Below are 12,155 nucleotides of genomic sequence, written 5' to 3'. Positions count from 1 at the left end.
CGCCGGGCCGGCCGGTCAACCGGATGCGGGTTCCCCGGCCGGTGCGGCCGCCTCAGGCGGTGACCGCCACGGTGAGCAGATAGGCCAGTCCGGTCAGCTCGATGAGCGAGCCGAAGACATCGCCGGTGATGCCGCCCAGCCGGGCCAGCAGATGACGTTGCCACAGTGCCTCGACGAGCCAGGCGAGCGCGCAGGCCACGACGGCCGCGATCGCGGTGCGCACGCCGAACAGCAGCCAGCCACTGACCGCCGAGACGACGAGCACCCCCGCCAGGTCCAGGGCCAGCGTCGCCGGTGTCGTGAGGTCGGCGAAGAGCCTGCCGAGGCTGCTCGTCGGGGCGGCCGGGACCCCGCGGCGGCTGGCCAGGACGGCGCCAGTGCGGGCCACCATCGGCATCGTCACGAGCGCCCAGACACCGCGCCAGCCCGCCAGGTGGGGGGAGGCCGCGGCGGCGAGCTCCAGGGCGAGGACGCCGACGACGGCGACGACACCCATCGGGCCGATGTCGGACTTCTTCATGATGCGCAGCGCCTCGTCCGGGGGCTTGCGGGAGCCCAGGCCGTCGGCCGTGTCCGCCAGGCCGTCCAGGTGGAAACAGCCGTTGGTCAGTGCCAGCACCGCCAGGCCGGCCGCCATGGTGAGCAGTCTGCCGCCGTCGAGCAACTCGACGAGGGCCGCCGCGGTACCGGCCAGCAGCCCCAGGCACAGGCCGATGACGGGGATCATCCGCATCCCCCTCGCGCAGGCCGGTCGGCTGAAATCGTCCACCGCCGGAGCCGGGATGACGGTGAACATCGCCCACGCGGTGACGAAACCACTGGCCATCAGGGCCGCTCCTGGCCGCTGACCGGGCAGGGGAGTGTGGTCGTGGCGGGCAGGTCGAGGGCGCGGCCCGCCACGCACAGGACGACACGGTCGCACCGGTCGGCGATGGTGGCGTTGAGAATGCCCAGCCAGTCCCGGAAACCCCGGCTGCCCGCGCCGGCCGGGACGATCCCGGAACCGACCTCGTTGGTGACGAGCACCACGGTGCGCCGGCTGGTCTCCAGGGCCGCGGCCAGTTCGCCGACGCGCGCCCGCACCGCCGGCTCGGCCGTCTCGCGGTCGGTCCAGAAGCCGGCCTCGTCGAGGACGCGGGTCAGCCACACGCTCAGGCAGTCCACCAGCACCGGCGGGCCGTCAGCGGCCAGCACGGCGGCGACATCGAGCGTCTCGATCGTGTGCCAGCCGGCGGGTCGGCGGGCCACGTGAGCGGCGATGCGCGCCATCCACTCGGGGTCGTCCTCGTTGCGTTCGCTCGTGGCCACGTAGTCGACCACCGGGGCGGCGGCGAGCAGCGACTCGGCGTAGCTCGACTTGCCTGAGCGCGCCCCGCCCGTGACGAGGGTCCGGCGCCCCCCGGCGGGGCCGAGGCGGGCCCCGAACGCCTGCAGCGCCTCGACGAGGGCCCCGGTGCGCGGGTCATCGTCGGGCAGCTCGATGGTGAAACGGCTCATACGTCCTTCTCCGCGCTCACCTGGCCGTCGGAGAAGTGGGACATCTCACGCATGATCTTCGCTGCTGCGGCGAGGACGGGCAGGGCCAGCGCGGCACCGGACCCCTCACCCAGACGCATGCCGAGCTGGAGGAGCGGGGTCAGGCCGAGCGCCTCGAGACCGACTGCCAGACCGGGTTCTGGCCCCAGATGGCCTGCGAACAGGTAGCTCCTGGCCCGGGGGGCGAGGGCGACGGCGGCGAGGGCGGCCGAGACCGCGATGACGCCGTCCAGGACGACCGGGACGCGGGAGGCGGCGCCACCCAGGATGAACCCCGCCATCGCGGCGTGCTCGAACCCGCCGACGCCGGCCAGGATGCCCAGGGCGTCCTGCTCGGTGACGCGGTTGGCCGCCAGGCCCTGCTCGACGGTGCGCGTCTTGCGGGCGAGCATCTCGTCGTCCGCGCCGGCCCCACGGCCGGTGACGTCCTTGGCGGAGCGGCCCGTGTAGGCGGCGATGAGGGCGGCCGCCGGGGTGGTGTTGCCGATGCCGAGCTCGCCGGGCACGAGTGCCCGCGCGCCGGCCGAGATGGCGTCCCGCGCGGCCCCGATGCCGATCTCGAGGGCCTGGGTGGCCTGTTCGCGGGTCATCGCCGGCCCCTGGGTGAGGTCAGCGGTGCCGACTGCGACACGGCAGTTGACGATGTGCTCGTCCTCGGGGAGTTCCTTGAGGCCGCCCACGTTGTAGAGCCGGTAGCCGGCGCCAGCGTGGCGGGCCAGGACGCTGACGGCGGCCCCACCGGAGGCCAGGTTCACCCCCATCGTGTAGGTGATCTCCTGGGGCCAGGGCGAGACCTTGTTGGTCTGCACTCCGTGGTCGCCCTCGAAGACGCCGACGAAAGCGGGGTCCGGGACCGGGGGCGGGCACTGGCCCGAGATGGCGCACAGCTGCACGCCGAAGGCCTCTAGGTCGCCGAGTGAACCCGGCACCTTCGTCAGGTCGTCCTGCCAGGCCAGGGCTTTCGCCTGGGCGTCCTCGTCGAGGGGCCCGATCGTCTCGATGGTCTGTCGCAGTGTCTCACCACTCATGTGTTCTGTCCGCTCCTTGATCCTTGTTGTGGTCCTCGCCGTCCACGTGGGCGAGGTGGTACTCCAGGGCTCTGACGAAGGCCCTGCTCGTGTCCGGGTCGCGCACGGCCAGCCGCAGCCAGCCGGCCCCCAGCCCGGGGAAGGACTCGCCGCCGCGCACGGTGAATCCGGCGTCGCGCAGCTGCGCCCGCAGCCGCTGCGGGTCGTGCCCGCGCAGATCGGCCAGGACGAAGGGGCCGGCCGGTGCGGGCACCGTGGTCACGCCGATCCTGGTGAGCTCGCAGACGAGGACATCCCGGTCGCGGGCCGTCGCGCGGGCCTGTCGCCGGGTCAACGCGAGGGCCTCCGGTGCCGCCGTGGCGACGGCGGCGTCGACGGCGGGGGCCGAGACCGACCAGGGGGGCTGGTGCGCCGCGAGCCGGGCCACCAGGTCCGGGTCACCGACGACGTAGCCGATGCGCACCCCGGGAATCGACCAGGTCTTCGTCAGTGAGCGCACGACGAGCAGGCCCGTCATGGCGGGGCCGATGAGCGAGTCCGGTTCGCCGGGTACGCAGTCCATGAAGGCCTCGTCGACGACGAGGACGCGGCCCGGGGCGCGCAGGCCGAGCAGCGTCCGGGTGGGGTGCAGGACGCTCGTGGGGTTCGTCGGGTTGCCGACGACGACCAGGTCGCTGCGCGGGTGGACGCGTCCGGGATCGAGGGTGAACCCCTCCTGCGGCCGCAGGACGAGTCTCCCGACAGGGTGGCCCTTGGCGCGCAACGCCACCTCTGGTTCGGTGAACTGCGGGTGCACGACGGTGGCCCATGCCGGTGCGAGCGCCGCGGCGATGAGGCTGAACGCCTCGGAGCCGCCGGCCGTGATGAGCACCTGCTCCGGCGCCACGCCGTGCCGGGCGGCGACGGCGAGGCGGGCGGGTTCGGCGTCTGGGTAGCGGCCCCAGCCGTCGGTGCGGGCGGTGAGTTCGCGCACGAGCCAGGAGGGGGGAGCCGGCGCGTGCACGTTGACGGCCAGGTCCGTGGTGCCGGGCACCAGGTCCTGGTCGCCGTGGTGGCACAGGTCGACGGTACCCGGCAGGGCGCCGATCGCCGGTTCGGTGGCGGGATCGGGACGCCCGGTGAAACCGGCGGCCGCCGCGGCGAACCGCTCGGCGAGCTGCGGGCAACCCGCCCAGTGCAGGTGCTGGTAGCTGGCGTGCACGCTGGCCGTGCCGCCGGCGGGGGAGGCGACGACGCCCTCGCTGCGGCCGTCGACGTGCCAGGCGGGGGCGAGCGGGACGCCGCCGAGGCTCGCCCCGGTGACCGTGCGGTGGAACTCGTGGGCGCGGACCTGCTCGCCCGCAGGCACGAGGAAGCTGTCGGTGGCGGCCGTGGCCACGTGGTAGCCCATCGTCAGGCGCGGGGTCATCGCCGAGTCCAGGTCGAGGGCCCCGGTCATCGCCAGGCCGTCGAGACTGCGGCACAGGTACAGCAGGCCGGCGCACTCGGCGACGACGGGCATGCCCTGATCGACGAGGGCGCGGATCTGGGCGCGCAGCGGGCCGTTGGCGGTCAGTGCGGCGGCGTGGATCTGGGGGAAACCGCCGCCCAGGTAGACGCCGGTGGTGCCGTCGGGCAGCTGCTCGTCGAGCAGCGGGTCGAACGGCACCACCGTGCAGCCCGCCGCCTGGAGCAGTTCGGCGGTCTCGGTGTAGCGGAAGGTGAAGGCCTGGCCGGCGGCCATGGCGATGACGGCGCCCCCGCCGACCCGGGCCAGCTCGGCGGCCGGGTCCCACGGGGCGTGGGGGAGCGCGCTGGCCTCGCCCGCCAGGGCCAACACGGCGTCCAGGTCGACGTGCTCGCCGACCAGGTCACCGGCCTGTTCGACGACCGCACGCGCCCGGGCGCCCTGCTCGTCGGCCGTGACGAGCCCCAGGTGCCGCGAGCCGACCCGGACCTGCCGCCTCGTGGGGATCCTCCCGAGGACCGGCAGACCGAAGCGGGCGCAGCCCGCCTCGACCTCGTCGGCGACGCGCGGGCTCATCACCCGGTTGAGGATGACACCGCCGATCCTGACGCGCTCGTCGAACGCGGCCATCCCGGCGCAGACCGCGGCGGTGCTGCGGGAGGCGTGCGAGGTGTCGGCGACGAGGATCACGGGTGCGTCCAGCAGGCGTGCCACGTGGGCCGTCGAGCCGAAGCCCACCGGGTCGTCGCCGCCGTCGGGCCAGGGGCCGAGCTTGCCGTCGAACATGCCCATGACCCCCTCGATGACCGCCACGTCGGCCGGTTCCGGGGTCAGTGCGCCGTGCTCGAACAGTGGCACGATGCGTTCGGGGCCGCACAGGAAGGGGTCGAGGTTGCGTCCGGGTCGCCCGCAGGCGAGCGCGTGGTAGCCGGGGTCGATGTAGTCCGGCCCCACCTTGAAGCCGGCCACGGCCTGCCCGCGCGCGCTGAGCGCGGCCATCAGCCCGATCGCCACGGTCGTCTTGCCGGTGCTCGAGCTCGGCGCGCCGATGACGATGCGGGGCAGGGCCAGGGATGCCGGGGTGTTCACCATTCGATCCCCGCCTGACCGCGCTCACCCTTGTCGAAGGGGTGCTTGACCTTGTCCATGACGGTGACGAGGTCGGCGACGTCGATGATCTGCTGCGGGCAGCCGCGGCCGGTGATGACCACGTGCTGCACGCCGGGTCGGCCGACGAGGAAGCGCGCGGCCGTCGCCGGGTCGACCCAGCCCTTGTTCAGGACGTGGGTGAACTCGTCGAGGATGTAGACGTCGTGCGCCTGGGTCTCGATGAGGGCCCGCACGTGCGCCCAGCCGGCTTGTGCCATGGCCTCGTCGTCGGCCGGGTCGGTGCCCCGCAGCCAGCTCCAGCCCTGCCCGAAGCACTGCCACTCGACGGGACCGCCGACGCCCTCCGCCTCGTGCAGGGCACCCAGCTGCTCGTAGGCGAGCCGTTCGCCGGCGGGCCACTTGCCGGACTTCACGAACTGGAAGACCCCGACCGACCAGCCGTGCGCCCAGCAGCGCAGGCCCATGCCGAAGGCGGCGGTGGACTTGCCCTTGCCGTCGCCGGTGTTGACGATGAGGCGGGCCCTGCGGCGCAGCCGGGCGGTGCTCGGGGCCGCCGCGTGCCCGGCGGCCGCGTCCGCCGTGGTGATTCCCGGGCTCGCGACGGTGCGGTTCAGTTCAGGGCCACTGCTCATCGCGCACGCTCCAGTGCCAGCGCCAGCAGGGCGTCGACGTCGAGATTCTCCTCCATCGCGTCGGCCAGGGTCTCGATCATCTGTTCCCGGCGGCGGGCGTACCCAGGGGAGCTCTCGTCCGGCGCCCAGCCCGAGCCGGTGAGGGCGGCGACCTCGGACAGGAGGGCACGCCGGAAGGCGTCGTTCTCGAGGCTGCCGTGCAGCATGGTTCCCCAGGTGTTGGCGCTGCGCACGCCGTCGAGGAATGGTTCTCCGCCGGTGATCTCGCAGACCCCGTGGTGGATCTCGTAGCCGGTGACATTCATGCCCCGGTAGTCGTAACCGGCGACGCGGACGGTCTTGTCGCCGTCGAAACGCACCCGCATCGGCAGCAGCCCCAGGCCCGGCACGACGCCGTTTCCCGACTCGATCTCGTCGTCCAGCTGCCGGGCGAGCATCTCGTAGCCGCCGCAGATGCCCAGCACCGGGCGGCCCTGGGCGTGGCGCAGGGCGATGACCTGCCCGAGGCCGCGCTCGTTCAGCCAGGTCAGGTCGCTGACGGTGGAGCGGGAGCCGGGCAGGACGAGCAGATCGGCCTGCCCGGCCACGGACGGGTCATCGGTCACCTGCACGTCGACGCCGGGTTCGGCTGCCAGCGCGTCGACGTCGGTGGCGTTGGAGATACGGGGCAGGCGGATGACGGCGACCCGCAGGCCGGCCCGGCCCTGCTCGGCCTCGCGGGCCCAGCGGTCGACGCTGAGGGCGTCCTCGCCGTCGATCCACACGCCGGGGAGCCAGGGCAGGACACCGTAGCCGGTCATGCCGGTGCGGGCGCTGATCTCGGCGAGCCCGGGTGCGAGGACCGAGGCGTCGCCGCGGAACTTGTTGATGACGTAGCCGCGCAGCAGGGCGCGGTCGGCCTCGGCCAGCAGCGCCCAGGTGCCGTACAGACTGGCCAGTACGCCGCCGCGGTCGATGTCGCCGATGATGACGGTCGGCAGGTTGAACTTCCTGGCCAGGCCCATGTTGACGTAGTCGCCGGCGCGCAGGTTGATCTCGGCTGGGCTGCCGGCGCCCTCGCAGACGACCAGTTCGTGCTCGGCCGCCAGGGCGGCGTAGGCCGCGAAGGCCGCCTCGGCGAGCCGGCGGCGGCCGGTGGCGTACTCGCCGGCGTCGAGTTCGCCGGCGGGCGAGCCCATGAGGACGATGAAGCTGCGGCGATCGGTGCCCGGCTTGAGCAGGACGGGGTTCATGGCGGCGGTGGGGACGACCCCGGCGGCGGTCGCCTGCAGGTACTGGGCGCGGCCGATCTCGGCGCCGTCGGGGCAGACCATCGAGTTGTTCGACATGTTCTGCGCCTTGAACGGGACGACGTCGATGCCGCGCCGGGCGGCTGCCCGGCACAGGCCGGTGACGAGGGCCGACTTGCCCGCGTCCGAACTCGTCCCGGTCATGAGGAGACCACTCATGATTGTCCTTTCCGGCGGCGTGCGCCGCGACGGTGTGCCGTCCGGTGGGCGGCCCGGCCGGTGGCGAGTGCCCCGAGCCCGGCCAGCGCGCCGGCGGCGCCGCTGACCAGGTGGACGAGCCTGCTGGCCCTGCGTACTGCGGCGCCGTCGGGCCGGGGGCCCTCACCGAGCAGGCCCCGGTGCTCGACGCGCCCGCCCGGGTAGACGTTGCGCCCGCCCAGCCGGACGCCGAGCGCGCCGGCCCAGGCCGCCTCGCACCATCCGCCGTTCGGGCTGGGGTGGTGGGCGGCGTCCCGGAGCATGATGCGTGCGGCCCGCCGGGCGTCGCCGCCGACGGCGGGGGCGAGCACGCAGGCCAGGGTGCCGGTGATGCGGGCCGGGACCAGGTCGAGGGCGTCGTCGAGGCGGGCCGAGAAGGCGCCGAAGTGCTCGTAGCGATCGCTGTGGTGGCCGACCATGGCGTCGAGCGTGTTGACGGCACGGTGGACGAGCATCGCCGGGAGGCCGCCGACGGCGCCCCAGAAGAGCGAGGCGACGGCGGAGTCGGCGGTGTTCTCGGCCATCGACTCGACGGTGGCGCGGGCCAGCTCCGGTTCGTCCAGGCCGGCCGCGAGCCGCCCGCACAGGTGGGGGAGCTGCTCGCGGGCCCCGTCGAGGTCACCTGAGGCGAGCCGGTCGGCCATCGTGCGGCCCTCGCGGGCCAGTGAGCCGGCGCCGAGCACCACCCACGTGGTGACACCGGTGGTGACCATGCGCGCCAGGGTGCTGCGCCGGCCGGCCGCCTCCAGTCCGAGCCCGGCAGCCGCGGCGGGCGCGCAGGCGATGAGGCAGTAGGCGGCGCCGCGGGACACCGTGTCGGCCCACATGCGCTGTTCCAACCAGCCGGCCCAGCGTCCGAACCAGGCCACCGGGTGGCCGGCGTCGGGCGGGTCGTGGAGAAGACGGTCGGCGAGCACTCCCGCGGCGAGTCCCAGGCCCCTGCCCAGGCCATCGGCCCCGTGACTGCGGGGTTCGCCGGACACGTTCCCGCTGGGGTGCAGGCGCCGCGTCATGGCCGCCCCACCCCCACTAGTCTGCTGGCATGAGGCGGGCCCGGATCGAATTCGCACTGGTGCGCCACGGGGAGTCGGAGGGGAATCTCGGCGGGCGTGTTCTCGGTGGGCAGATGGATCCCGATCTCACGTCCCGTGGCCGCGCCCAGGCCAAGGCCGTCGCCAGGGAACTCGCGGGCTGGGGCGCCGATGCCCTGTGGAGCTCCGACATGGTGCGCGCCCGCCGCACCGCCGAGCAGATCGCCCTTGCGACCGGTCTTCCGGTGAAGACCACCGCGCTGCTGCGCGAGCAGAACCACGGCCGTCTCGACGGCGCGGAACCGGGAACGCTCACCGCCGAGAGCACCCCGCCGGGCCTGGACGTCACGGAGGTGCGCTGGGGCGGGGGCGAGTCCATCGTCGACGTCTACGCGCGCCTGCGGGTCTTCCTCGGCCAGATCGCGGCCGGCGCGAACAGTCGTGTCATCGTCGTCGGGCACTCGGACATGGGCTGCTGCTTCACCTCGATACTCGCCGGCCTGGGCCACCGCCAGGTGCGCTGGGACCGGCTGCGGCACGGCCAGGTGACCTACCTGGCCTGGGTGCCCGGGCAGCAGAAGCTGCCCGCGTGAGGGATTCGTCAGCAGAAGCTGCCCGCGTGAGGGATTCGTCGGCAGGAACCGCCCGGCAGCTGGGGCGGCGAAGCCACGAGCCCGGCCGGTGCGCACGGCTGGGGGCACGTGCGGGCCAGTTGTGCAGCAGCTGCGATAGCCGATCACCGGACCGTCCTTCGCCGAGTGGGGTCGAGAGGACACGGCCGGGGCCGTTCTCCTCAACCGGGAGCCGATTACCGCCACGTTCAGGCGACCGGGCTCGGGGCACGTGGCCTCATCACCGTTGCGGGACAGCGCCGGATTCGCACCGGCTTCGCTGAGAACGCGGCATCAGCCGTGACCGGCTGACCCCGTAGACCCTAGTACACGCCGGGGAGGAATCGGGCACCGATCGGGTCCGGTGGGACGGGGAGACCCGAATCGTGCAACTGGCACGCCGGCGAGCGCAGGGGCTCAGAGCAGCTGGGTGGGGACGCCAAGGTCACGCAGGAAGTTGGCGGCCCACTCGTTGATGTCATGCCGGAACACGTGCTTGCGCATGGCCCGCATCCGGCGGGCGTGGTTGGCGTGGTCGTCGCCGCTGGCGCGCAGCAGCTGGTTCTTCATGCCGTTCAGGTCATAAGGGTTGACCAGGTAGGCCTGCTTGAGCTGGATGGCCGCGCCGGCGAATTCGCTGAGCACGAGTGAGCCGTCGTCGGAGTCGTGAGCGGCGATGTACTCCTTGGCCACCAGGTTCATGCCGTCACGCAACGGTGTGATGACTGCCACGTCGGCGGCGCGGTACATGGCGGCCAGCGCCGTCTTCGGATAGCTGGAGTGCCGGTACTCGATGGCGCTGCGCCCGATGCGCCCCACCGAGGAATTGATGCGCCCGACCATCTCGTCCAGTTGTGAACGCAGTTCCTTGTACTGCTCGACGTTCTCGCGGGTCGGAGTGGCGACCTGCAGGTAGACGTTGCGTTCCGGGTCGAGCTGGCCCGAGGTGAACAGCTCGCCGAAGGCCCGCACCCGGTGGCGCAGCCCCTTGGTGTAGTCGAGCCGGTCGACACCGAGGAAGATGTGGTCGGGGTCACCGAGGTCGCGGCGCAGCTGGGCGGCGGCCTCCCGCACCTGCGGGGTGCGGGACAGGTCGAGCATCTCCTGGGCGTCGATGGAGATCGGGTAGTCGCGGGCGATGACGGTGCGCCCGTCCGGCAGGTAGATCTCGCCGCGCCGCGGCCGTCCGCTGGTGATGAGCCGGGACAGGCCGGCGAAGTTCTGGGCGGAACCCGCGTCCTGGAAGCCGACGAGATCGGCGCCGAGCAGCCCCTGGACGACCTGGGCCCGCCACGGCAGCTGCCGGAACAGTTCGGGCGGGGGGAAGGGGATGTGCAGGAAGAAGCCGATGCGCAGGTCCGGGCGCATCTCGCGCAGCAGCTCCGGCACGTTCTGCAGCTGGTAGTCCTGCACCCACACGGTCGCTCCGGGAGCGGCGACCTCTGCGGCGGCGTTCGCGAAGCGTTCGTTGACCCGCATGTACGACTCCCACCACTCGCGGTGGTACTCGGGGTGCGCGACGCAGTCGTGGTAGAGCGGCCAGAACGTGGCGTTCGACATGCCCTCGTAGTACTCGGCGACCTCCTGGGAGCTGAGCGGCACGGGCTGTACGCCGAATCCGTCGAAGGTGAAGGGCTCGATGTCCTCGTCGGCCGAGCCGGCCCAGCCCACCCAGGTGCCGCCCTGCTCCTTCATGACCGGGATGAGGGCGGTCACGAGGCCGCCGGGGGAGGCTGTCCAGCCCTGGGAGCCGTCGTCCTCGGTCGTGCGGTCGACGGGGAGGCGGTTCGCCACGACGACGAACTGGGCGTCACCGCGAGTGCTCATGTCGGCGGGGCCGACCGGGGAGGGCGTGTCCGGTTGCGTGGGTTGCGGCGAACTGCTCGTCAGGCCGAGTGACATGTGAGAAGACCCCCTTGACTTCGGCTGATTTTCCTCAAGGCTACCAAGACGGACGCCTCGGCCGGCCCGCACGCTTTCCGGCACGGCGAATCCGTGTGTTCTGGCACAGTGAACCCATGAGCAGTTCACACATCCCGCAGGCCCCCGCCGCACAATCCATGACGTGCTGGGCCGAGCGCCTCCGGCAGACGATCACCGGCCGGCCCGACCGGGCCGTGGTCTGCCTCGACTTCGACGGCACGCTGGCGCCGATCGTCGAACACCCCGAGGACGCCAGGCCCCTGCCCGCGGCACTGGACGCCGTCGATGCGCTGGCCGGGCGGATCCGGTGCGTCGCCGTCGTCACCGGCCGTCCCGTGCGCACGGTGCTCGACCTGAGCGGTCTCGACCACCTGGCGCACGCCGACCGGGTGCGTGTCTTCGGCCAGTACGGGGCGGAGCGCTGGGACGGCGCCACCGGCGAGGTCACAGTGCCGCCCGTGCCCGAGGCCGTGCTCGCCGCGAAGCAGCAGATCCCCGCCCTCGTCGACCGATCGGCGGCCGCCGGAGGCCCGGTCGAGGGCGTGCGACTGGAGGACAAGGGTCTGGCGATCGGCGTGCACACCCGCTCGTGCGCCGACCCGGCTGCCGCGCTCGCCGCGCTCGAACCGGGCCTGCGCGCCCTGGCTGGCGAGCTCGGCCTGGTCGTCGAGCCGGGCCGCAACGTCATCGAGCTGCGGGCCAGTGCCCTGACCAAGGGCGACGTGGTGCGTGAACTGGTGGCCGAACTCGATCCCGCAGCCCTCGCCTTCTGCGGGGACGACAGGGGCGACATCGCGGCCTTTGACGCGCTGCGCGCCTGGCGTGACGAGGAGCACCCGGGTGCGGTGGTCGTCTCCGGCTCGCCGGAGGTGCCGGATCTCGCCGAACGTGCCGACGTGCTGTGCGACGGCCCGGCCGGGGTCGCCGTCTGGCTCGGTGCTCTGGTCGACGGGCTGTGCCCGCGCTGAGCCGCTCATCGGCTAGCCTGTGAGGAGCCGGTGATGCGCCGGCCAGGGGCGTTAGCTCAGCAGGTCAGAGCAGGGGACTCATAATCCCTGGGTCGTGGGTTCGAGCCCCACACGCCCCACCAGAAGTTCGCAACTCCTGAGGGTTATTCAAAACTCTTGGTTTGAGGGGTGATCTTGGAGGCTATTTCACCAGTATGGGCGTGTCATGATAAAAGGTGAGGGCCTGCCACAGAGATAATTGGGTTACCAAACACCCGACAATCTCAGAACAGGCCCTCACATGTATCATACAACAGGCTTCTCCCCGGCCGCAATGGCAGCCCTCCACCAGATCCTGACCCACAATTACCCTCGCCTCCCGCAGACAACCGGACGCCCGCCC

10 protein-coding genes, 1 tRNA gene and 1 riboswitch are annotated in these 12,155 nt (G+C 72.6%); of the genes, 3 read left to right on the top strand and 8 right to left on the bottom strand.

Annotated features, from left to right (window positions below; all coding sequences use genetic code 11):
- Positions 1-52 precede the first annotated feature (52 nt).
- The 7 genes from D9T14_RS11105 to cbiB are packed head-to-tail and all read right to left on the bottom strand — an operon-like array spanning position 53 to position 8,253.
- The gene (locus tag D9T14_RS11105) at positions 53-826 is read right to left on the bottom strand and encodes an adenosylcobinamide-GDP ribazoletransferase (RefSeq protein ID WP_119162644.1); all 774 of its coding nucleotides are present in this window, start codon (positions 824-826) and stop codon (positions 53-55) included.
- A complete protein-coding gene (locus D9T14_RS11100) occupies positions 826-1,497 on the bottom strand; it encodes a bifunctional adenosylcobinamide kinase/adenosylcobinamide-phosphate guanylyltransferase (RefSeq protein WP_119162643.1) in 672 nt (223 codons plus the stop codon). Before D9T14_RS11100 ends, D9T14_RS11105 begins: the two co-directional genes overlap by 1 nt.
- Entirely contained in the window at positions 1,494-2,564 is a 1,071-nt protein-coding gene (gene cobT, locus D9T14_RS11095) for a nicotinate-nucleotide--dimethylbenzimidazole phosphoribosyltransferase (RefSeq protein WP_119162642.1), read from the bottom strand. Before cobT ends, D9T14_RS11100 begins: the two co-directional genes overlap by 4 nt.
- Positions 2,554-5,103, bottom strand: a complete 2,550-nt coding sequence (gene cobBC, locus D9T14_RS11090) for a bifunctional hydrogenobyrinic acid a,c-diamide synthase/histidinol phosphate aminotransferase CobBC (protein WP_182482079.1) — start codon at positions 5,101-5,103, stop codon at positions 2,554-2,556. Before cobBC ends, cobT begins: the two co-directional genes overlap by 11 nt.
- Entirely contained in the window at positions 5,097-5,753 is a 657-nt protein-coding gene (cobO, locus tag D9T14_RS11085) for a cob(I)yrinic acid a,c-diamide adenosyltransferase (protein WP_119162641.1), read from the bottom strand. Before cobO ends, cobBC begins: the two co-directional genes overlap by 7 nt.
- A complete protein-coding gene (locus D9T14_RS11080) occupies positions 5,750-7,201 on the bottom strand; it encodes a cobyric acid synthase (protein WP_119162640.1) in 1,452 nt (483 codons plus the stop codon). The genes cobO and D9T14_RS11080 overlap by 4 nt, the downstream gene beginning before the upstream one ends.
- Positions 7,198-8,253, bottom strand: coding sequence for an adenosylcobinamide-phosphate synthase CbiB (cbiB, locus tag D9T14_RS11075; protein WP_119162639.1), 1,056 nt, complete (start codon positions 8,251-8,253; stop codon positions 7,198-7,200). The genes D9T14_RS11080 and cbiB overlap by 4 nt, the downstream gene beginning before the upstream one ends.
- A gap of 29 nt (positions 8,254-8,282) precedes the next feature.
- On the opposite strand from cbiB, the gene D9T14_RS11070 reads away from it, so the two are divergent.
- Entirely contained in the window at positions 8,283-8,864 is a 582-nt protein-coding gene (locus D9T14_RS11070) for a histidine phosphatase family protein (protein ID WP_119162638.1), read from the top strand.
- A 172-nt stretch (positions 8,865-9,036) separates the two neighbouring features.
- Positions 9,037-9,214: riboswitch (cobalamin riboswitch) on the bottom strand.
- A gap of 85 nt (positions 9,215-9,299) precedes the next feature.
- On the opposite strand, the gene D9T14_RS11065 is transcribed toward D9T14_RS11070, so the two are convergent.
- On the bottom strand, positions 9,300-10,709 hold the full coding sequence (locus D9T14_RS11065; protein ID WP_119162677.1) for an alpha,alpha-trehalose-phosphate synthase (UDP-forming): 1,410 nt from the start codon (positions 10,707-10,709) through the stop codon (positions 9,300-9,302).
- A 191-nt stretch (positions 10,710-10,900) separates the two neighbouring features.
- Between D9T14_RS11065 and otsB the strand changes: the two genes are divergently transcribed.
- Positions 10,901-11,773: a trehalose-phosphatase gene (otsB, locus tag D9T14_RS11060; RefSeq protein WP_121588193.1), complete on the top strand. Its 873-nt coding sequence runs from the start codon at positions 10,901-10,903 to the stop codon at positions 11,771-11,773.
- Positions 11,774-11,818: 45 nt separating this feature from the next.
- A tRNA-Ile gene (locus D9T14_RS11055) sits at positions 11,819-11,895 on the top strand.
- The last annotated feature ends 260 nt before the right edge of the window (positions 11,896-12,155 follow it).

It is taken from the genome of Propionibacterium australiense, from assembly GCF_003666605.1.
Taxonomy (GTDB): domain Bacteria; phylum Actinomycetota; class Actinomycetes; order Propionibacteriales; family Propionibacteriaceae; genus Propionibacterium; species Propionibacterium australiense.
The sequence above is the reverse complement of the archived record's forward strand: the minus strand, read 5'-3'. Positions and strand labels throughout refer to the sequence as shown.

Bases quoted from the DNA above. Each gene is read 5' to 3' on its own strand.
- D9T14_RS11105 (WP_119162644.1), bottom strand. From the start codon at position 826: ATGGCCAGTGGTTTCGTCACCGCGTGGGCGATGTTCACCGTCATCCCG.
- D9T14_RS11100 (WP_119162643.1), bottom strand. From the start codon at position 1,497: ATGAGCCGTTTCACCATCGAGCTGCCCGACGATGACCCGCGCACCGGG.
- cobT (WP_119162642.1), bottom strand. From the start codon at position 2,564: ATGAGTGGTGAGACACTGCGACAGACCATCGAGACGATCGGGCCCCTC.
- cobBC (WP_182482079.1), bottom strand. From the start codon at position 5,103: ATGGTGAACACCCCGGCATCCCTGGCCCTGCCCCGCATCGTCATCGGC.
- cobO (WP_119162641.1), bottom strand. From the start codon at position 5,753: ATGAGCAGTGGCCCTGAACTGAACCGCACCGTCGCGAGCCCGGGAATC.
- D9T14_RS11080 (WP_119162640.1), bottom strand. From the start codon at position 7,201: ATGAGTGGTCTCCTCATGACCGGGACGAGTTCGGACGCGGGCAAGTCG.
- cbiB (WP_119162639.1), bottom strand. From the start codon at position 8,253: ATGACGCGGCGCCTGCACCCCAGCGGGAACGTGTCCGGCGAACCCCGC.
- D9T14_RS11070 (WP_119162638.1), top strand. From the start codon at position 8,283: ATGAGGCGGGCCCGGATCGAATTCGCACTGGTGCGCCACGGGGAGTCG.
- D9T14_RS11065 (WP_119162677.1), bottom strand. From the start codon at position 10,709: ATGAGCACTCGCGGTGACGCCCAGTTCGTCGTCGTGGCGAACCGCCTC.
- otsB (WP_121588193.1), top strand. From the start codon at position 10,901: ATGAGCAGTTCACACATCCCGCAGGCCCCCGCCGCACAATCCATGACG.